At 74.8% G+C, this 20,308-nt stretch carries 12 protein-coding genes and 4 pseudogenes; 10 read left to right on the top strand and 6 right to left on the bottom strand.

The genetic code is table 11. The features are described 5' to 3' along the window. Positions 1–108: 108 nt before the first annotated feature. The gene (locus J7462_RS17975) at positions 109–786 is read right to left on the bottom strand and encodes a Crp/Fnr family transcriptional regulator (RefSeq protein ID WP_067306583.1); all 678 of its coding nucleotides are present in this window, start codon (positions 784–786) and stop codon (positions 109–111) included. Between the two features lie 220 nt (positions 787–1,006). Between J7462_RS17975 and J7462_RS17970 the strand changes: the two are divergent. The 6 genes and pseudogenes from J7462_RS17970 to J7462_RS17945 all read left to right on the top strand — a co-directional run bounded on the left by J7462_RS17970 (position 1,007) and on the right by J7462_RS17945 (position 6,495). Continuing rightward, positions 1,007–1,760, top strand: a pseudogene (locus J7462_RS17970) (adenosylcobinamide amidohydrolase). Positions 1,761–1,816: 56 nt separating this feature from the next. Then, positions 1,817–2,974, top strand: a complete 1,158-nt coding sequence (locus J7462_RS17965) for a CapA family protein (protein WP_219465101.1) — start codon at positions 1,817–1,819, stop codon at positions 2,972–2,974. A gap of 52 nt (positions 2,975–3,026) precedes the next feature. Further along, a complete protein-coding gene (gene nth / locus J7462_RS17960) occupies positions 3,027–3,815 on the top strand; it encodes an endonuclease III (protein WP_219465100.1) in 789 nt (262 codons plus the stop codon). Then, the gene (locus J7462_RS17955; RefSeq protein ID WP_219465099.1) at positions 3,812–4,531 is read left to right on the top strand and encodes a TlpA disulfide reductase family protein; all 720 of its coding nucleotides are present in this window, start codon (positions 3,812–3,814) and stop codon (positions 4,529–4,531) included. Before nth ends, J7462_RS17955 begins: the two co-directional genes overlap by 4 nt. A 28-nt stretch (positions 4,532–4,559) precedes the next feature. Continuing rightward, positions 4,560–5,258, top strand: coding sequence for a CoA pyrophosphatase (locus tag J7462_RS17950; RefSeq protein ID WP_208567726.1), 699 nt, complete (start codon positions 4,560–4,562; stop codon positions 5,256–5,258). A 58-nt stretch (positions 5,259–5,316) separates the two neighbouring features. Further along, on the top strand, positions 5,317–6,495 hold the full coding sequence (locus J7462_RS17945) for a MarP family serine protease (RefSeq protein WP_208567727.1): 1,179 nt from the start codon (positions 5,317–5,319) through the stop codon (positions 6,493–6,495). Between the two features lie 63 nt (positions 6,496–6,558). Here the strand turns inward: J7462_RS17945 and J7462_RS17940 are convergent, their stop codons facing one another. The 4 genes and pseudogenes from J7462_RS17940 to eccCa form a co-directional block, all read right to left on the bottom strand. Then, on the bottom strand, positions 6,559–7,287 hold the full coding sequence (locus J7462_RS17940) for a phosphatase PAP2 family protein (protein ID WP_219465098.1): 729 nt from the start codon (positions 7,285–7,287) through the stop codon (positions 6,559–6,561). 29 nt (positions 7,288–7,316) lie between these two features. Then, positions 7,317–8,114 (bottom strand): phosphatase PAP2 family protein, encoded by a 798-nt coding sequence (locus tag J7462_RS17935; RefSeq protein WP_219465097.1) that lies wholly within the window; start codon positions 8,112–8,114, stop codon positions 7,317–7,319. Positions 8,115–8,155: 41 nt separating this feature from the next. Beyond that, the gene (gene mycP / locus J7462_RS17930; protein WP_219465096.1) at positions 8,156–9,553 is read right to left on the bottom strand and encodes a type VII secretion-associated serine protease mycosin; all 1,398 of its coding nucleotides are present in this window, start codon (positions 9,551–9,553) and stop codon (positions 8,156–8,158) included. 73 nt (positions 9,554–9,626) lie between these two features. After that, positions 9,627–13,597, bottom strand: a pseudogene (gene eccCa / locus J7462_RS17925) (type VII secretion protein EccCa). Positions 13,598–13,700: 103 nt separating this feature from the next. On the opposite strand from eccCa, the pseudogene eccD reads away from it, so the two are divergent. Then, positions 13,701–15,100, top strand: a pseudogene (eccD, locus tag J7462_RS17920) (type VII secretion integral membrane protein EccD). A 71-nt stretch (positions 15,101–15,171) separates the two neighbouring features. Here the strand turns inward: eccD and J7462_RS17915 are convergent. Then, positions 15,172–15,678, bottom strand: coding sequence for an inorganic diphosphatase (locus J7462_RS17915; protein ID WP_204927072.1), 507 nt, complete (start codon positions 15,676–15,678; stop codon positions 15,172–15,174). Between the two features lie 572 nt (positions 15,679–16,250). On the opposite strand from J7462_RS17915, the gene dacB reads away from it, so the two are divergent. The 3 genes and pseudogenes from dacB to tilS all read left to right on the top strand — a co-directional run bounded on the left by dacB (position 16,251) and on the right by tilS (position 20,291). Further along, on the top strand, positions 16,251–17,861 hold the full coding sequence (dacB, locus tag J7462_RS17910; protein WP_255598743.1) for a D-alanyl-D-alanine carboxypeptidase/D-alanyl-D-alanine-endopeptidase: 1,611 nt from the start codon (positions 16,251–16,253) through the stop codon (positions 17,859–17,861). A gap of 134 nt (positions 17,862–17,995) precedes the next feature. Beyond that, complete coding sequence (locus J7462_RS17905) at positions 17,996–19,063, top strand: zinc-dependent metalloprotease (RefSeq protein WP_208567733.1); 1,068 nt, start codon at positions 17,996–17,998, stop codon at positions 19,061–19,063. A 206-nt stretch (positions 19,064–19,269) separates the two neighbouring features. Continuing rightward, positions 19,270–20,291 (top strand): annotated as a pseudogene (tilS, locus tag J7462_RS17900) (tRNA lysidine(34) synthetase TilS). The last annotated feature ends 17 nt before the right edge of the window (positions 20,292–20,308 follow it).

Here is a 20,308-nt window from a genome sequence, read left to right as displayed (position 1 = left end):
GGTCATCACCGACCGGTCGACCGGGGCGGGCGGAACCGGCGCCGGAATGCCGACGAGCCAGGGCCGCCGGCGAGGGCGGTCCTGGCTCGGACGGTGAGGCGGTGCCGGTCAGACCCGGGCGCGGCGGGCGAGACGCTCCGGGTCGAGGATGATGATGCTCTTGCCGTCGAGTCGCAGCCAGCCCCGCGAGGCGAAGTCGGCGAGCGCCTTGTTGACCGTCTCGCGGGAGGCGCCGACGAGCTGGGCGATCTCCTCCTGGGTCAGGTCGTGGGTCACCCGCAGCACGCCGCCGTCGCGGGTGCCGAACCGGCCGGCCATCTGGAGCAGGTTCTTGGCGACCCGGCCCGGCACGTCGGTGAAGATCAGGTCGGCCAGCGAGTCGTTCGTCCGGCGCAGCCTACGGGCCAGCACCCGCAGCAGCTGCTCGGCGATCTCGGGCCGGTTGTTCAGCCAGGGCCGCAGCGCCTGCTTGCGCAGCCGGACCAGCCGGGTGTCGGTGACCGCCGTGGCGGTGGCCGTACGCGGACCCGGGTCGAAGAGCGACAGCTCGCCGACCATGTCCGACGGGCCCATCACCGCGATCAGGTTCTGCCGGCCGTCCGCTGCCCGACGCCCGACCTTGATCTTGCCTGACAGGAGGATGTAGAGACTGTCGCCGGGCTCGCCCTCGTTGAACACGATCTCGCCCTTGCGGACGTCGATCGTCTCCATCTCCTTGGCGAGCGCCTCGGCAGCCTCCGGGTCGACACCCTGGAAGATCCCGCTGCGGGCCAGTACCTCGTCCATCGCGCACCTCCGGTTGCGCGTTGCCGTCCCTCGGCCGGGTCCGCCGTCCGCTGATCCCTCGCGCGCCGCCAAGTCTAGGCGCACGTGAGGACGAATCAGAGCTGCACCCCGGGAAACTTGATCGTTGGGCGTAACCCCGCCGACCCGATCGGCCACTACGATCAGCCGCCCACACCACCTGCTCACCGACAGTTGTCGCCGCTGGTCGTAGGGTGTCCCGGTGCTTGGCGACCCGGTGTTGACCCACCGCTTCGAGGACGGATGGGACATACCGCTCCTGGTGTGGCGGGCCGGCTCACCGCTGCGGGCGGTCAGCTCCGGTCCGCTCGGTGGTGGGGTCGGCGTACGCCACTGGGTGGTCAACGCGACCGTGCCGATGTCGTACCACCGGGACGACCCGGCGGCCCACCTGGCTGAGCTCGCCGACCGGCTCGGCCTCGACGGGCCCGGGATCGGCCTACTCACCGGAGTGGACGTCGCCGAGGTGGTGACCCGGACCGACACCGGCGTCCGCGCCTGGGTCACCGTCGGCCTCGGCACCCCCCTCTGGGCCGCCGCCCCCGCCCAGCCCGCTACCCCCGAGCAGGGCGCTACCCCCGAGCAGGGCGTCGCCCCCGGCCAGGGCGGGACCCCGGCCAGGGCACTGCCCCGGGCAGGGCGGGGCCCTAGCGCAGCGGGTGGGGACGGTCAACGTCGTCGTCTACGTGCCGGTGGCGCTCGGCGACGCCGCACTGGTGAACGCCGTCGCCACCGCCACCGAGGCGAAGTGCCAGGCGATCGGGGAACTCGGCCTACCGGGCACCGGCACCCCCACCGACGCGGTCACCGTGCTCTGCCCGCCGGCCGGCCGGGCGGAGCCCTACGGCGGCCCCCGGTCGACCTGGGGCGCCCCGTTGGCCCGGGTCGTCCACGCGGCGGTCCGCGACGGCGGGGCGGTGCCCTGCGTCCCGTGGTCGCAGCGGCGGTCGTGCTGAACTTCCGTCCGATCGGCCGTCGTCGGTCGATTACCCACCCGGTAGCGTCGCGGGCGATGTACTCTGCCGCCTTCTCCCAGTCCCGTCCCCGCCGCCGCGCCGCGTACGCCACCGGCGCGCTGCTCGCCGTGGTCCTCGCCGGCTGCGCCCAGCACGACACCCCGGACCCGGTCTGGCGTCCGGGTGGTGGCGGTGGCGCCAGCGGCTCCCCGGTACCGACCACCACCGGGGCGGCCGGCAAGGACGAGTCGGTGACCCTGTCGGCAACCGGGGACATCGTGATGGGGATGGCCCCGTCCCGGCTGCCCGCCAACGGCGGCAAGGGCTTCTTCGACGAGGTCAAGGGTGCGCTCAAGGCCGACCTGGTGATGGGCAACCTGGAGGAGCCGCTCACCACCGACACCGGCACCGGCAAGTGCGGCGCGAACGCCAGCAACTGCTACCAGTTCCGCGTCCCCCCGGAGTACGCCTCCCACCTCAAGGACGCCGGATTCCAGCTGCTCAACCAGGCCAACAACCACGGCTACGACTTCGGCCCGCAGGGCTACGAGAACACCCAGCAGGCACTGGAGAAGCACGGCCTGAAGCACACCGGGGCGCCGGACCAGATCACCGTGGTCGACGTCGGCGGGGTGAAGGTCGCGGTGGCCGGCTTCTCGTCGTACCCGTGGTCCAACAGCCTGGTCGACATCGACGCCGCCAAGGGGGTCGTCGAGAAGGCCGCCACCATGGCCGACCTGGTCGTGGTGCAGGTGCACATGGGTGGCGAGGGGTCGGACAAGACCCGGGTCCGGCCCGGCACCGAGATGTTCCTCGGCGAGAACCGGGGTGACCCGGTGAAGTTCTCCCACGCCATGATCGACGCCGGGGCCGACCTGATCGTCGGGCACGGTCCGCACGTGCTGCGCGGGATGGAGTTCTACCAGGGCCGGTTGATCGCGTACAGCCTGGGCAACTTCGCCGGGGGTGCCCGGTCGCTCAACCCGACCGGCCGGCTCGGCTGGGGCGGGGTGCTGAAGGTCTCCCTCAAGCCCGACGGCAGCTTCGCCGGTGGCTCGTTCACCTCCACCCGGATGAGTTCCGTGGGCAAGCCGGGGATGGACTCCGCCGACCAGGGGCTCGGGCTGGTCAAGCAGCTCAGCGGCAACGACTTCCCGCGTACCGGGGCGCGGTTCGACGGCAAGGGGAAGATCAGCCCGCCCGACGCCGGCTGACCCGGGGGCGTGCTCCGGCGGCCCGTCGGGGCGGCGACGTAGGCTGGCCGGCGTGACCATCAGCTCTCCCGGCCGGGTCGAGACGGAACTCGGCCGTACCCGGCGTGCCCGGCGGATAGGCCGGGCGCTGACCGAGGCGCACCCGGACGCCCACTGCGAACTCGACCACTCCACCGCGTTGGAGCTGGCCGTCGCCACGATCCTCTCCGCCCAGTGCACCGACAAGAAGGTCAACGAGGTCACCCCGAAGCTGTTCGCCCGCTATTCGACGGCGGCCGACTACGCCGGGGCGGACCGGGGCGAGCTGGAGGAGTTGATCCGGCCGACCGGGTTCTACCGCAACAAGACCGACTCGCTGATCAAGCTGGGCCAGGCCCTGACCGAGCGGTACGACGGCCAGGTCCCCGGCCGGCTGGCCGACCTGGTGACGCTGCCCGGGATCGGCCGCAAGACGGCCAACGTCATCCTCGGCAACGCCTTCGACGTCCCGGGGATCACCGTCGACACCCACTTCCAGCGGCTGGTACAGCGCTGGGGGCTGACCATCCAGACCGACCCCGTCAAGATCGAACACGAGATCGGGGCGATCTACCCCAAGCGGGAGTGGACCATGCTCTCCCACCGGATCATCTTCCACGGCCGGCGGGTCTGCCACGCCCGCAAGCCCGCCTGCGGGGCGTGCACCCTGACCCGGCTCTGCCCGTCGTACGGGCTCGGGCCGACCGAGCCGGCCGCCGCCGCCAAGCTGCTCAAGGGCCCCCGCGCCCGGGAGCTCGCGGTCGCCGCCGGGGTCGACCCGGAGCTGGTGCCGGCACAGGCCGTCGTCGCGGAGGCACCGTGAAACGCCGGTTCGCCGCACTGCTCGTCCCGCCGCTGCTGGTCCTCGCCGGCTGCACCGCCGCCGCCGAGCCGACTGGCTCCGCCACCAGCCCCGACCGGGCCCCGCGCCCGTCGCCGTTCGCCGACTGCGCCACCCTGACCGCCCCGCCGGCCCCCGCCACCGCCACCCCCACCGGGTCCGCCGGTGCCGCCGCCCCCACCGGGTCCGCCGGTGCCGCCGCCCCCACCGGGTCCGCCGGTGCCGGCGACGGCAGCGGTACGGCCGGCAGCCCGGCTCCGGCCGACGGTGGCGGCAGCCTCCTGCCCGAGCTGACGCTCTCCTGCTTCACCGGTGGGTCCCCGGTGGCGTTGCGCGACATCCACGGCCCGGCCGTGATCAACGTGTGGGCCTCCTGGTGCCCGCCCTGCCGCCAGGAGCTGCCCGCCTTCCAACGGCTCAGCGTCCGCGCCGCCGGCCAGCTCCAGGTGATCGGGGTGAACAGCCGGGACAGCCGGGACGGCGCGCAGGCCATCGGTGAGGACTTCGGCATCCGGTTCCCGGTGCTCTTCGACCAGGGCGAGGCGTTGCAACGGGAGCTGCGTCGCACGGCCGTGCCGCTCACCCTGCTGGTCGACGCGCAGGGGCGGATCCGGCACACCGACAACTCCGGCGCGCTCGACGACGCCCGCCTCGCCGACCTGGTCCGCCGGCACCTCGGTCTGGCGGTGCCCGCGTGAGGCCGACCCTCGGTGCCGGGCCGACCCGGTGAATCCCCGTCCGCCGTCCTGGTTCGACCCGCTGCTGGACCGGCTCGGCACCGCCCGCGCCGAGGACTTCACCCGACTGACCACCCCCGAGGAGGGCGGCCGGGAGAGCGCGGTGCTGGTGCTGCTCGGGGAACAACCCGGCGTCGGCCCCGACGTGCTGGTCCTCCAACGGGCCGCCACGCTGCGCAACCACGCCGGCCAACCGGCCTTCCCCGGCGGCGCGGCCGACCCGGAGGACGCCGACGCGCGGGCCACCGCGCTGCGCGAGGCCAACGAGGAGGTCGACCTCGACCCGGCCAGCGTGACCGTCCTCGCCGAGCTGCCGAAGCTCTGGATCCCGGTCAGCGACTTCGTGGTCACCCCGGTGCTGGCCTGGTGGCACAGCCCGCACCCGGTGCACCCCCGGGAGCCGGCCGAGGTGGCGCACGTCGCGCGGCTGCCCGTCGCCGAGCTGGTCGACCCGGCCAACCGGCTGCGGGTCCGCCACTCCAGCGGCTGGATCGGCCCGGCGTTCTCCGTCCGGGGGATGCTGGTCTGGGGTTTCACCGCCGGAGTGCTGGCCGCCCTGCTGGAGATGGGCGGTTGGGCCCGGCCGTGGCCCTGGTCGCGGGTGGTCGAGCTGCCGCCGACCGGGGCCACCCCGGCCCCCTCGGCCGGCACCGACGAGGCGGACGAACTGGCCGGCCCGCTGACCTGACCGTCACGTTCCGCATCCACAGCGCCGCACGGGTGTCCGGTGCACGTACCCTTGACCGGTGTCGGCCGTGGATCTCGTTCTGCTCCTGCTCATGCTGGTGTTCGCGATCAGCGGATACCGTCAGGGCTTCGTCATCGGGGCGTTGTCGTTCTCCGGGTTCTTCCTGGGTGCGCTCATCGGTCTCCAGCTCGGGCCGTTGCTGGCCCGACAGTTCGTCGACAGCGGGACACGGGTGCTGGTCTCCCTGGTCGCGGTGTTCGGGCTCGCCGTGCTCGGCCAGGCGCTGGCCGGTTGGCTCGGCTCCCACCTGCGACGCACGATCACCAACGACACCGCCAGGCGGGCCGACGACATCGGGGGCGCGTTCGTCTCGATCCTCGCGGTGATGCTGGTGGCCTGGCTGGTCGCGGTTCCGCTGGGCTCCTCGTCGCTGCCCTGGTTGGCCGCCTCGGTCAAGAACAGCGCGCTGCTGACCGTGGTGGACCGGGTCCTGCCCGACCAGGCCCAGGAGTTGTCCACCGCGCTGCGGGACACCGTCGACACCAACGGGTTCCCCGACGTGTTCAACGGGCTGGGCCGTACCTCGGCGCGGCAGGTCGCCCCACCGGACCCGGCGCTGGCCGGCTCCCAGGTGGTGGCGAACAGCCAGCGGGCGGTGGTGAAGGTGCTGGGTTCCGCGCCGAGCTGCTCACGCCGGATCGAGGGTTCCGGCTTCGTCTACGCCGACGACCGGGTGATGACCAACGCGCACGTGGTGGCCGGCACCCGTACCGTCGCGGTCGAACTGCGCGGCGAACGGTACGACGGTGAGGTCGTCGTCTACGACCCGGACCGCGACCTGGCCGTGCTGTACGTGCCGGGGCTGCCCGGTCCGTCCCTGCGCTTCGCCGCCGGGCAGGCCGGCAGCGGCGCGGACGCGATCGTGCTGGGTTTCCCCCTCGACGGCCCGTACGACGCCCGGCCGGCCCGGATCCGGGACGTGGACCGGATCGAGGGCCCGGACATCTACAACGCCAGCAAGGTGAACCGGGAGATCTACACGATCCGGGCGCTGGTGCGCAGCGGGAACTCCGGCGGCCCGCTGGTCTCCTCCAACGGCCTGGTGCTCGGGGTGATCTTCGCGGCGGCGGCGGACGACCCGAACACCGGTTTCGCGGTCACCGCCGAGGAGGCCCGACCGGTGGCGCTGGCCGGCGCGGAGCGTACCCGTGGGGTGGCCACCGGCGACTGCACCTGAGCCCGCCGACGCCTCCCGACCGGCCGGGACCGGGGTCAGCCGGCGGTCGGGCGGGACCCGGGGTCAGCCGACGGCCGGAGCGTGGGCGGGCGGGGTGTCCCCGCCCGCCGGGGCGCGGCCGGGCAGCTTGGCCCGGCCCCAGGTCAGTGAGCGGTTGAGCACCGCCCGAGCCATGATCACCACGCAGGTGCCGCCGTTGACGAAGGACGCCACCACGTCGCTCGGGTGGTGCATGCCCCGGTACATCCGGGTCACCGCAACCCCGACCGGCACCAGCACCAGCAGGGTCCACCAGGTGACCTTGCCGGCGGTGCTCCTGGCCCGCAGCGCCAACAGCAGCGCGATACCGACATAGAGGGCGACCGACGCCGAGGTGTGGCCGGACGGGAAGCTCGACGTCGGCGGGGAGACGTCCATGTGTTCCACCGCCGGGCGCTGCCGGTCGATGGCCATCGTGGTGAGCAGGAAGACCAGCGCCTGGGCGGTCACCGCCGCGCACAGGAACAGCGGCTCCCGCCAGCGGTGCAGCACCAGCCGGAGCACCAGCGCCACCAGCACGGTGACCACGACGATCAGTTGGGTGCTGGCCAGCGTGCTGAACACCAGCGAGACGTCGTTCCACCCGCCGGTGCGGTCGGCGGCCAACCCCCGGTTGACCGTGTCCTCCACGGTGAACGGCCAGACGTCGTCGAGGACCCGGGTCACCAGCAGCCCGAGCAGGACCATGAAGGCGAGCAGCAGGGTCACCGGAAGAAGGACCCGCTTGGCGACCTGCGCAGCGATGGCGGACATGGCCGCCCAGTACCCCCGCCGGTGGCCCGCTACGCGTACGGGCCCGGTCGATCGGCCACTTCCGGCGACACCCCGTCCACGGTGGCCCGGGCGGCCGGCAGCCCGGCCTGCTCCCGCCAGGTGCGCAACGCCGCCGTGGTGGCCGCCACCACCGCCACCCCCAGCAGGCAGCCGCCGAGCACGTCGCTGGCCCAGTGCACGCCCAGCGCCACCCGACTCAGCCCGGTCACCCCGACCAGCAGCACGGCGGCCGTCCAGAGCAGCACCCGGGCCACCGGGCGGCCCCGGGTGAACGGCAGGAACACCAGCAGCAGCACCCCCGCCGCGAGGGTCGCGTTCAGCGCGTGCCCGGACGGGAAGGAGAACCCGGCGGCGCGGGCCACCGGGTCGAGCAGCTCCGGTCGGTCCCGGCCGACGAGCAGCTTCAACAGCGCACCGAGTGCCCCGCCGACGGCCATCGTGGTGACCACCCAGAGCGCCAGCCGGCGGGCTCCGCGACGCCACGACCACACCACCACGACCAGCGCGGCCACCCGCAGCGGCCCCGGCGAGGCCAGGTGCGTCCACGCCTTCATCGCCCGCACCCACACCGGATGGTCGGCGGCGAACCGGTGCAGGGCGTCGGTGACCGCGGCGTCCAGGCCGTGCAGCGGCGACCAGGCCCCCACCACCAGCACCGCCAGCAACGCGAACGGCACCAGCAGCAGGAACGCCGCCGCCGACGCCAAGGTCAACCGCAACCCGAGCGAATGGTCCCGGTCCAGGCGGCGGTCCCGCCAGGACCGTTCCGACGGGGGTACGGAGGTACGCGGACCGGAGGAACTCATGCGCCCTGCTCTACCCACCCGCACCCGATCTCAGGCCCGGTTCACCGGCCCCCCAACCGGAACCGGCGCACCATCAACGCCACCCCGGTGACCAGGGCGACAGCCACGGCGACCCCCGTCCACAGCCGGCGGGGGGCGGCGTCGTCGGCACCACCGGCCGGCTGGGCCGTCCACCGGGTCTGCTGGCGGGGTGCGGCGAAGCCGAGCGGGTCGCTGCCGGTGCCCCCGGCCCGGGTGTCGTCGGCGGCACCGGGGGCCGGGCCGAACCCGACCACCCCGGGGGAGTCGTTGTCGTCCAACGGGTTGCGGTAGATCAGCGGCACGTCGGCGGTGAGCGCGGCGACCGGGTCGACCAGGCCGTACCCGAAGCGGTCGTCCCGGCCGGTCGGACCGATGTCCTTCGCGGTGCTCAACAACCGGTTCACCACGTCCCCGGCGGACATCTGCGGGTAGCGGGCGCGGACCAGGGCGGCGGTCGCCGTCACCAGCGGCGCGGCGAAGCTGGTGCCCTGCACCCCCCAGTAGTTGCTCGGCGGGCGGGCCCCGACCAGGCCGGTCGCCGGAGCGGTCAGCGTGGTGGCGTGGCCGGTGATCGAACCGGACCACAGGTTCTCACTGTCGCGTTCCAGACCGGCCACCGCGATCACCCCCGGCTCCCGGGCCGGATACCAGACCTTCGACGTGGTGGAGGTGGCGACGTTGCCGGTGCAGGCCACCACCACCACGTCCCGGGCGAACGCGTAGTCCAGCGCGGCGGCCAGGGCCGGGCTGTCACCGCTGCCACCCAGCGACAGGTTGATCACGCGGGCGCCGTTGTCGACCGCCCAGCGCACCCCCTTGGCGACGATCATCGCGTCGTCGTAGCGGTTCTCGTCGTCGAGCACCCGGACCGGCAGGATCCGGGCGTCCGGCGCGAGCCCGACCACCCCCCGCCGGTCGTCGCCGCGCCCGGCGATCAGGCTGGCCACCGTGGTGCCGTGCCCCACCGGGTCCGGCTCGTCGCCACCGGCGGGGGAGACCAGGTCCATGCCGGGCAGCACCTGACCGACCAGGTCGGGGTGGCCACCGTCCACCCCGGAATCGATCACCGCGACCGTCACGCCGCGCCCGGTCGAGGTACGCCAGGCGGTGGCCGCGTTCAGCTCGTCGAGCTGGAACTGGTCGTCGCGGACCCGGTCGGCACGGGCCTGCACCGGGGCGAAGTCGGGTTCGGCCAGCGGGGTGCCGGTGCGCGCCCCGGCCAGCGCGGCCGGACGGCCGGCCACCGTGGAGACCGACGACGGGGCCGGCATGGAGGCGGGGACCGCGGCGGCAGCCGGAGGTGGGGCCGTGCCCAACACGGTGACGGTGGTCGCCGCGACACCGAGCAGCGCCCGCCCGGCGAACCGGTGCAGCGCCGTCGGGGAGCCCTGCCCAACCCTGGTCACATCGTCAGCCATTCATCACGGGACACCTGCTGCACGGAGATTACCGGTTCTCCCCGCCGACACGGCACGTTCCGGCACACCCGGATCACGGTGGCGGCAGATGGGCCAGTTGCACGAGGCGTACGCCCTCGCGTCGGGTGACCAGCCGGCCACGCCCCGCCGGCAACGCACCCGGCCGGACCGCACCCACCAACTGCCCCTCGTCGGGGCTGCCGCTCATCACCAGCCCGGCGGTGGACAACTCGCGCAGGCGCTGCACGATCGGCTCGTACTGGGACCGGCCGGCGCCACCGCAGCGGCGGGCCAGCACCAGGTGCAGGCCGACGTCACGGGCCTGGGGCAGATGCTCCTCCAACGCCCGCAGCGGGTTCGCCGGACCGCTGGCCACCAGGTCGTAGTCGTCGACCAGGATGAACAGCTCCGGGCCGGACCACCAGGAACGGTCCCGCAACTGCGCCGGGGTGACCTCCGGGCCGGGCAGTCGACCCTGCATGTAACCGGCGACCGACTCGATCAACTCGGCGGTGTGCGCCGCCGCCGTCCCGTACCCGATCAGGTGGTCGGTCTCGACGGTGCCGAGCAGGCTGCGCCGGTAGTCGACCAGGATCACCCGGGCCTGCTCCGGGGTGAACCGGTCGATGATCGAGGTGGCCAGCGCCCGCAGGAACGACGACTTGCCGCACTCGGCGTCACCGAAGACCACGAAGTGCGGCTCGGTGGCGAAGTCGAGCAGCACCGGGCGCAAATCCGCCTCGGCGATCCCGACCGGGAACGCCAGGCCGGTGCCGGCACCCTTGTCCAACTCGGCGTACGGCAGCACCGGGGGAAGCAACCGCACCCGGGGGGCGACCGGGCCCGACCAGGCACCGGCGACCGCCTTCACCAGATCCCCGGTGTCCCCGCCGGTGAGCTGCGGCAGGGCCGTGAGCAGGTGCAGGCTCTGCGCGGTGATCCCCCGGCCCGCCTGCTCCGGCACCCCGGCCGCCGCCGCCCGCTTCACCACCGAGTCCGACGGGTCGCCCAGACGCAGCTCCACCCGGGAACCGAACAGGTCCCGGATGCCGGGCCGGAAGTCCAGCCAACGCACGGCGCTCGCCACCACGTGCACCCCGTAGGACAGACCCCGGGTGGCCAGGTCGGTGATCAGGGGTTCCAGGTCGTCGTACTCGCCGCGCAGGGTGGCCCAGCCGTCCACGACGAGGAACACGTCACCGAACGGGTCGACGGTGGGCTGACCGGCGGCGGTGAGTGCCCGGCGGCGGTCACGCCACGCCGCCATCGACTCCACCCCGAGCTCGGCGAAGCGGCGTTCCCGCTCGGCGAGCAGGGTGGCGACCTCCCCGACGGTACGCCGGACCACCGTCGGGTCGGCCCGGCCGGCCACCCCGCCCACGTGCGGCAGCTCCCGCAGCGCGGTCAACCCGCCGCCACCGAAGTCCAGGCAGTAGACCTGCACCTCGGTCGGCGTGTGGGTGAGCGCCAGCGCGCAGACCAACGTCCGCACCGCGTGCGACTTGCCGCTCTGCGGTGCCCCGACCACGGCCACGTGCCCGGCCGGCCCGCCCAGCGCCAACCACAGCAGGTCGCGTCGCTGCTCGTACGGCTTGTCGACGATCGCCACCGGCACCTGGAGGCCACCGTGCAGTTCCGGGTTGGCGAAGCCCAGGCCACGCTGCGGGTCGACGGTGGGCGGACCGAGCAACTCGTCCAGGGTGGGCGCGTGCTCCAGCGGCGGCAGCCACACCTGGTGGGCCGGCGGACCCTGCCCGGCCAACCGGCCGACCAGCGTGTCGAGCAGGGTCTCGGCGGTCTCCCCGACGGCCGGCAGGGCCACCGGGGCGACCGGTTCCGGCACCGGGACGAGGTGGGTGGAGAAGGCGAGCAGCCGGGCCACCCCGCCCGCCCCGCCGCCGGTCCCCCGCTGCGCCGCCGGACCGGCCCGGAGACGTACGCGGCCCGGAACCGGACCAGCGGGTCGGTGCCGGCGCGCAGGTAGCCGTGCCCGGGGGAGCGGGGCAGCTCGTGGGCGTCCGGCACCCCCAGCACCGTGCGGGACTCCAACGCCGAGAAGGTCCGCAACCCGATCCGGTACGACAGGTGGGTGTCCAACCCGCGCAGCCGCCCCTCCTCCAGCCGCTGGCTGGCCAGCAGCAGGTGCACGCCGAGTGACCGGCCGAGCCGACCGATCTGCACGAACAGGTCGATGAAGTCGGGCTTGGCCGACAGCAGCTCGGAGAACTCGTCGCAGACCAGCAGCAGTGACGGCAGCGGGGCGAGCGGCGCACCGGCCGCCCGGGCCCGCTCGTAGTCGCGCAGGCTGGCGAAGTTGCCGGCCCGGCGTAGCAGCTCCTGGCGGCGCATCAGCTCGCCGTTGATGGCGTCCACCATCCGGTCGACCAGCGGCAACGCGTCGACCAGGTTGGTGATCACGGCGGCGGTGTGCGGCAGCCGGTCGAAGGAGGCGAAGGTGGCTCCGCCCTTGAAGTCGACAAGCACGAAGTTGAGCTGCTCCGAGCTGTGCGTGGCGGCCAACGCCAACACCAGGGTACGCAGCAGCTCCGACTTGCCGGAGCCGGTCGCGCCGATCAGCAACCCGTGCGGGCCCATCCCGTCCTGCGCGGACTCCTTGAGGTCCAGCTCGACCGCGCCGCCGTCCACGCCGACGCCGATCGGCACCCGCAGCCGGTCGCGGGGTGAGCGGGGCAGCCAACCCTGGTCGGCGGTGAACCCCTCCGGATCGCCGAGCCCGAGCAGCTCGGGAAGGTCGAGTTCGGCACCGGGGGTGGCCTCGGTGCCCCGGCTGACGGCGGCGAGCCGCAGCGGGGCGAGCCGGCGGGCGACCGCCTCCGCGTCGGCGACGTCCAGCCGGTCGGCGCGGCCCACCTCGGCGTGCCCCTCGGCCGACCAGGAGTGCAGCCGGCCGGCCCGGACCTCCAGCAGCAGGGCGAACCGGTCCAGCAGGCGCGGCGGCGGGGTGTCCAGGTCGAGCACGGTGACCGCGTCGATGCCGCCGTCGCCGGTCAGTTCGGTGGCGTCGGTCAGGTCGCCGCCGTCGAGGAGCACCACCACGTGCGGGCCGTCGGTGGCCGGCCCGGCCGGGCTGAACCGGGACCGGCTGGCCAGCACCTCGCCGAGGAGCCGTTCCAGCTCGACGGCGGAGCTGGCGACCAGCCGGACCGGGCCCAACGCGTCGACCCTGCTCGGGTGGTGGGCGTGCGGCAGCCACTTGACCCACTCCCAGTGCCGCCGCCGTTCCGGGCCGGCGCAGACCGCGACGAGCAACTCGTCGGGGGCGTGGAAGACGGCGAGCTGGGTGAGCATCGCGCGGGCCAGCGCCTGCGCGTCGGGCGACCCCGTGCCGCCGCTCTCCGCCGCCCCGCCGGTGCCGTCGGACCGCCCACCCCGGACGAAGACCCGGGCGAAGCTGCGCAGCGACAGCGCCACCGGCAGGTCCGGCACCACCGAGTACGCGTCGAGGAAGCGCCGCAGCGCCCCGGCGGTCATCGGCTCCAACTCCTCCAGGGGGCGGGTGACCGGCGGGACCAGCGGGGTGGCCAGCGTCTGCGGCCCGACGGCGATCCGGACCACACCGAAGTCCGGGTCGCCGGGGCGGCGTTCCCAGACCCGGTGGCTGTCCACCGTCGACCAGAGCCGACCCGGGTCCGGGTGCCGGTAGTACAGCCCGGCACGCTGCTGCCGGGCGGTCTGCCGGACCCGTCGCCGCAGCCCGGTCAGGTGCCGTAGGTACTCCCGGCGGGCGGCCATCATCTCCGACTTCCTCGGCGTGCCGGAGGCACTGCCCCAGGAGGTCATCAGCATCGCCACCGAGGAGAGCCCGAACATGCCGCCCACCACGTACGAGTAGGCGCCGCCGCCCCGACCGAACATCATCGCCATCGCCACCGTGCCACCCAGCATCGGCAGCACCATCAGTGCCTGCTGCCAGCGTCCGCCGGTGACCACGGGGATCTCCGGCGGGCCCTCCACGGGCAGCTCGCCGACCGGGATCTCCGGCGCGGGCCGGCGCGGTGGCCGCTTGATGACGACAGTGGACAAAAGGCACCTCCCTGTGGCGCTCGGTAACCCGAACCTGGCTCATCGTAGGTAAAGTGCGCGTCGTCCGTCAGCCACCGCTCCCGATCGATATGGAGTCCAGTCGATGACAACCGGGCTGGCCAGGGTCACCATCAGCGCCCCCGGGCGCCGCGTCGACGTGGCCCTGCCGGAGCAGGTGCCCCTGGCCGAACTGCTCCCCGAGGTGCTACGGCACGCCGGCGAGGGGTTGGCCGACGACGGCGAGCGGCACGGCGGCTGGGTGCTGCGACGCACCGACGGCGCGGTCCTGGTGACCGCGCAGCCGCTGCTGCCGCAGGGGGTGCGCGACGGCGAGGTGCTGCACCTGGTGCCCGCCCACGACCAGTGGCCCGAGCTGGAGTACGACGACGTGGTCGAGGCCATCGCCGACGGCGCCCGCCGCCGGGGGCCGCCTGGTCGGCGGCGACCACCCGGGCCGCCGTACTGGCCGGGGCGGGGGTGCCGCTGGCCGTGGGGCTGCTCGCCGTCCTGGCCGCCGGGCCGGGGCAACCCGCCGGCTGGCCCGCCGCGGGCGCGGTGGCGCTGCTGCTCACCCTCGCCGCCACGATCGCCTCCCGGGCGTACGGCGACGGCCCGACCGGGGCCACCCTCGGCGGCTACGCCCTGCCGTACGCCGCGACGGCGGGTGCCCTCGCGGTCAGCTCCGGGGACCCGGTCGGGTCGGTGCAGCCACTGCCCTGGCTCGGCGCACCCGAACTCCTCGCCGGTGCGGTGGCGCTGCTCCTGGCCGCCGTCCTGGGCCTGCTCGGCGTCGCCACCCGGCTGCGGGTCTTCGTGGCCGGCGCGACCGTCGGCGCGGTGGGTACGCTCGCCGGCCTGGGTGGGCTGCTGCTCACCTCGGCCGCCACCGCCGCCGTACTGCTCTGCGTGCTGGTCTTCGCCCTCGGGGCGCTGCCGTTGGCGGCGATCCGGCTGGGCAAGGTGCCGCTGCCGCCGATCACCCTGCCGGACGCCCCGACGGGCGGCCCGGACGGGGTGCGGGACCTGCCGGACCGGGGTCGGGTGTACGCGGCGGTGGCCCGCAGCGAGGAGATGCTGACCGGGATGCTGCTCGGGCACGCCACCCTGGTCGTCGCGACCGTGTCGGTGCTCGCCGTCACCGGCGGCGTCGCCGGGCGGGTGCTGGTGGCGGTCGGGGCGGCGGTGCTGCTGCTGCGGTCCCGGCTGTTCGTGGCGGTCCGGCACCGGGTGCCCCCGGTGGTCGCCGGGCTGGCCGGGTTCGTGGTGCTCGGCGCGGTGCTCGCCGGCCGTTCCGGTGCCCTCGGGCTGCTGGCGTTGAGCGGGGGAGGGCTGTTCGTCGCCCTGCTCGCCGTCGCCGCCGGTACGACGTACGCCCGGCGACCGGTCTCGCCGTACCTCGGTCGGGTGGCTGACCTGACGGACACCGCGCTGGTGGTGTCGGTGGTGCCGGTGGCCTGCGCGGTGCTGGACCTCTACGACACCGCCCGGGGCCTGCTGGGCTGAGGCCGACCGGCCGCCCTGTCACGCCGCAGGCCCGGACCACCGGGGTCCGGGCCTGCGGTGGAGCTGGTGGGTCAGTGGGCGGTGCCGCCCTGCGCCTCGGCGTCGCGGGCCCGCTGGTAGGACGCCAACACCTCGGCCTCGGCCTCGACCCGGCCGACCCAGGTGGCACCCTCGACCGACTTGCCCGGTTCGAGATCCTTGTAGACCTCGAAGAAGTGCTGGATCTCCAGCCGGTCGAACTCGCCCAGGTGGTGGATGTCGCGCAGGTGCTCCTGGCGGGGGTCCTCGTAGGGCACGCAGAGGACCTTGTCGTCGCCGCCCTTCTCGTCGGTCATCCGGAACATGCCGATGGTGCGGCAGCGGATCAGGCAGCCCGGGAAGGTCGGCTCGGGCACCAGCACCAGCGCGTCCAGCGGGTCGCCGTCCTCGCCGAGGGTGCCCTCGATGAAGCCGTAGTCGGCCGGGTACTGGGTCGACGTGAACAGGGTGCGGTCCAGCCGGATCCGGCCGGTCGCGTGGTCCACCTCGTACTTGTTTCGGTGACCCTTCGGGATCTCAACCGTGACGTCGAAATCCATCTCCCACGCTCCCTCGTCTGCCCACGCTGGCTGAACGGAACCACTGACGCCCCCGGTGCGGATGAATGGCCACCCGTCGGCTCCGGACGCCGCATAGTCTTCGGACCGAAGTAGTGTCACCCAGGCGAGTTCGGCGGCGGGAGGAGGGGGTCGTGAGGAGGGAAGATTCACACTACCGCCCGGAGGGGGTTGACGGCCGGGGTTCGGGGCGACCCGTGACCGGCGGGGCCACCGGCCGGGTGTCGGTGCCCGACGCGAACGTCCCACGCCGCCCGGAGTCGACCCCCGAGTCACCGTCGGCCGCTGGTCGGGCCGCCGACCAGCCGCCCCCGCCGGTCTGGCGTCCACCGGCCACGGCCGCCGCCGGCCGCGCGGCCGTCGGCTCCGCCCCGGCAGCCCCGCACTCCGGCTCCGCGCAGGTCCCGCCGCACGCCGGTAGCGCCCCGGCCGCGCCGCACTCCGGCTCCGCGCAGGTCGCGCCGCACGCCGGCAGTGCACCGGCCGCGCCGCACGCCGGGTCCGCGCAGGTCGCGCCGCACCGTGGCGCGGCGTCGGTCTCCCCCGGGGGCGGGATGCCGTCGCCGCCCGTCCATTCGTCGTCACCTGCCCAGCCGGGGTCGACTGGTCATCCTTCGCCTGCCCACCCGTCGTCGGCTGGCCAGCCGGGGCCGGCGTCGCGTCCCGTACCCCCCGGTTCCGCGCCGGTCACCGGCCCCCCGGGGGCGGCCGGTGGGCCGCCGCGTCGTCGTCGGCGGTGGGTGCCGGTGCTGCTGGTCGTCGTGCTGCTGGTCGGCCTCGCCGGGGCGGCGGCGGTGCTCCGGCCCGGTCCGGTCGCCGGCTGGCTGGGCGCGGACCCCACCCCGTCGCCCTCCGCGCGTCCCCCCGAGCCCGATCCGTCCCCGGTGCTCGCCGGCCCCGACGCCGCCGCCTCGGTGCCGACCCCCGCCGGGGTACGCGCCGCGGTCGAGCCGCTGACCGGTGCCGCCGCCCTGGGTAGCCGGGTGAACGTGTCGGTGGCCGACGTGGTGAGCGGCGAATCGCTGTACGCCAGGGGCGGCGACGACGGCACCGTCCCCGCCTCGGTCACCAAGCTCGCAACCGGGGTGACCGTGTTGAAGGCGCGGGGCCCCGGCTACCGGATCGCGACCCGCGTGCTCGCCGGGGCGAACCCGGGCGAGGTGGTGCTGGTCGGTGGGGGCGACCCGACCCTGGCCGTCGACAAATCCGGCTTCTATCCCGGTGCCGCCCGGCTCGACACCCTCGCCGCCCAGGTCAAGCAGGCCCTCGGCGGCACCGCCCCGACCCGGGTGGTGGTCGACTCGACCCTCTTCCCCGGCCCGGTCCACGGTCCCGGCTGGGACGCGGACATCCCGACCGGCGGCTTCGGCGCGTCGATCACCGCGCTGATGACCGACGGCGCACGCCAGGACCCGGCGGGGGCGCGGAAGAACTTCGCCGACAGCCACGGTGCGGCCACCCGGTACGCCGAGCCCGACCTGGCCGCCGGCCGCTCCTTCGCCCGGCTGCTCGGCCTGCCGGAGACCGGGGTGGTCCGGGGCACCGCCCCGGCGGCCGGCGGCGCGACGGAGGGTGGCGCACCCGCGCCCGGCACCGAACTGGGCAAGGTCGAGTCGCTGCCCATGATCCGGCTGGTCGACATCATGATCACCGACAGTGACAACGTGATCGCCGAGGCACTCGCCCGCCAGGTCGCCCTGGCCCGCAACCAGCAGGCGTCCTTCGCCGGTGGCGCGGCGGCGATGGACGAGGTGATCGGCGAGCTGGGCCTGCCGGCCGACGAGATCAGCCTCGCCGACGCCAGCGGACTGTCCCGGAGCAACCGGATCAGCCCCTCGCTGCTCACCGACCTGATCGCGTTGGCCGGCAACGGCACCCACCCGGAGTTGACCGCCATCTTCGGTGGCCTCCCGGTGGCCGCCTGGTCGGGCACCCTCGGCACCCGGTACGAGTCGACGTCCACCGCCGCCGGGGCCGGCGTGGTCCGGGCCAAGACCGGCACCCTGACCGGGGTGCACGCCATCGCCGGCCTGGTGACCACCCGCGACGGCCGGCTGCTCACCTTCGCCGTGCTCACCGACCAGGCGCCGGGCGGCGACCCGGAGGTGACCCGGGCGGCACTGGACCGGATCGCCGGTGCACTGGCCGGCTGCGGCTGCCGCTGAACGGGTCCGGTCGCCTGCCGCTGAGCGGTCCCCGTCCGCCCGCTGCCGTCCAGCGGGTCGCGCCCGGGCCGGCCGTCGAGCAGCCCGTCGTGCGGAACCGGCCGGGGTGTCGCGGCGCGGGTACGGTGGGTGGCATGGCGCAGTTCGTGGACTGGGATCTGGCCGCCGCCACCGCGGGGGCGCTGAGCAAGTCGGGCCCCCGCGTGTCGTACGCGGAGGCCACCGAGGTGGTCGGCGATCTACGCCGGCTCACCGACGAGGCGGCCGGGCACGTCGCCGACTACACGGGGCTGCGCCCGCAGGTGGGTCATCCGCCGGTGCGGGTGGTGGACCGGCGGGACTGGGCGGCCACCAACATCGCCGGCCTGCGGGAGGTGATCACCCCACTGGTCAGCCGGCTCTCCGGCGACAAGCCGCCAGGCGTACTCACCGAGGCCGTCGGCTCCCGGCTCACCGGGGTGCAGGCCGGCACCGTGCTGGCGTACCTCTCCGGCCGGGTGCTCGGCCAGTACGAGGTCTTCTCCGCCGACCCGGGTCAGCTGCTGCTGGTCGCGCCGAACATCGTCGAGGTGGAGCGCAAGCTCGGTGCCGACCCGCGCGACTTCCGGCTCTGGGTGTGCCTGCACGAGGTCACCCACCGCACCCAGTTCACCGCCGTGCCGTGGATGCGGGCGTACTTCCTCGGTGAGGTGCAGGCGTTCGTGGACGCCTCCCAGGGCACCGAACACCTGGTCGAGCGCCTGCGCAGGGGGGTGTCCACCCTCTCCGACGCGGTACGCGACCCGGACAGCCGCACCAGCGTGCTGGACATCGTGCAGACCCCGGCGCAGCGGGCGGTGCTGGACCGGCTGACCGCGCTGATGACCCTGCTGGAGGGGCACGCCGAGTTCGTGATGGACGGCGTCGGCCCGCAGGTCATCCCCAGCGTGGAGCGGATCCGGGCGGGGTTCAACCGCCGCCGCGAGGCGGGCAACCCGCTGGAGAAGGCGATCCGCCGGCTGCTCGGCGTGGACGTCAAGATGCGCCAGTACGCCGAGGGGCGCAAGTTCGTGCACGGCGTGGTCGAGCAGGTGGGCATGGCCGGCTTCAACAAGATCTTCGGTTCGCCGCTGACCCTGCCCCGGCTGGACGAGCTGGGTGACCCGGCCGCCTGGGTGGCCCGGGTACACGGCCCGGCCGGCGCCACCCCGACCGCCGGCTGACCCCGGTGGCCGGTCGGCCCAGCTCCGTCGACCCGGTGGCCGGGGACAGCTCCGTCGGCCCGGCCGTGGGTCCGGTGGTTGGGGACAGCGCTGTCGGCCCGACCGTCGGCCCGGTGGTCGGGCAGAGCGGTGCCGAGCCGGTGGGCGGAACCAGTTGCGTCGACCCGACCGTGGCCGGACGGCACGTTCGCGGTGCCCCGCCCGGGGTGGCCCTTGCGCCGTCGGTGGCCACCCTCCGGGTCGCGGTGCGCCGTGCCCTGGCCGGGTTGCCCGCTGACGGGCCGGTACTGGTGGCCTGCTCGGGCGGGCCGGACTCGCTCGCCCTCGCCGTCGCCACCGCCTTCGTGACGTCCCGGCTCGGGCGGCGGGCCGCTCTGGTGACCGTCGACCACGGGTTGCAGGCCGGGTCGGCCGAACGTGCCGCCGCCGTCGCCGACTGGGCTGCGAGCGTCGGGTTCGATCCGGTCGAGGCGGTGCCGGTGACGGTGGCCGGCCGGCCGGGGGCCCCGAGGCGGCCGCCCGGCAGGCCCGCTACCAGGCGCTCTCGGACGCCGCCCGCCGGCATCGGGCCAGTGCCGTCCTGCTCGGACACACCCGCGACGACCAGGCCGAGACGGTGCTGCTGGCGCTCGCCCGGGGGGCCGGCCCGCGCGGGCTGGCCGGGATGCCCGCCCGGCGGGACCTGGCCGGGGTGCCGCTGCTGCGCCCCCTGCTCGACGTCACCCGGGCACAGACCCGCGACGCGTGCGCGGCGTCGGGCCTGACCCCGTGGCAGGACCCGCACAACACCGATCCGTCGTACGCGCGGGCCCGGGTCCGCGCCGACGTGCTGCCGGCCCTGGTCACCGCCCTCGGCGAGGGGGTCCTGGACAATCTGGCCCGGACAGCCCGACTGCTCGCCGCCGACACCGCCGCCCTGGACGACCTGGCCGCCGCCGCCCTCGCCACCCCGCCACCCCCATCCGACGGGGCGGCAGTCGACCGGCCTCCCCTGCGGGACGGTGGGGGCTTGTCCGTCGTGGCGCTGGCCGGGTTGCCGGGGGCGGTCCGCAGCCGGGTGCTGCACGCCTGGGCGCGGGAGTTGGGGGCCCCACCCGGTGCGCTCTCCCACCGGCACGTGGACGCGCTGGACGCGCTGGTCACCGCCTGGCGGGGGCAGGGTGCGACGGCGCTGCCCGGCGGGGTACGCGTCGGCCGTCGGGGCGGCCGGCTGCTGCCCGTCGGCTGAGCACATCCGATCGGGGT

This window comes from Micromonospora sp. RL09-050-HVF-A (genome assembly GCF_019374995.1).
Lineage (GTDB): Bacteria > Actinomycetota > Actinomycetes > Mycobacteriales > Micromonosporaceae > Micromonospora > Micromonospora antibiotica.
The sequence above is the reverse complement of the archived record's forward strand: the minus strand, read 5'-3'. Positions and strand labels throughout refer to the sequence as shown.

Coding starts and splice junctions, on each gene's coding strand:
- J7462_RS17975 (WP_067306583.1), bottom strand. CDS start 786: ATGGACGAGGTACTGGCCCGCAGCGGGATCTTCCAGGGTGTCGACCCG.
- J7462_RS17965 (WP_219465101.1), top strand. CDS start 1,817: ATGTACTCTGCCGCCTTCTCCCAGTCCCGTCCCCGCCGCCGCGCCGCG.
- J7462_RS17940 (WP_219465098.1), bottom strand. CDS start 7,287: ATGTCCGCCATCGCTGCGCAGGTCGCCAAGCGGGTCCTTCTTCCGGTG.
- J7462_RS17935 (WP_219465097.1), bottom strand. CDS start 8,114: ATGAGTTCCTCCGGTCCGCGTACCTCCGTACCCCCGTCGGAACGGTCC.
- mycP (WP_219465096.1), bottom strand. CDS start 9,553: ATGGCTGACGATGTGACCAGGGTTGGGCAGGGCTCCCCGACGGCGCTG.
- J7462_RS17915 (WP_204927072.1), bottom strand. CDS start 15,678: ATGGATTTCGACGTCACGGTTGAGATCCCGAAGGGTCACCGAAACAAG.
- dacB (WP_255598743.1), top strand. CDS start 16,251: ATGCCGTCGCCGCCCGTCCATTCGTCGTCACCTGCCCAGCCGGGGTCG.
- J7462_RS17905 (WP_208567733.1), top strand. CDS start 17,996: ATGGCGCAGTTCGTGGACTGGGATCTGGCCGCCGCCACCGCGGGGGCG.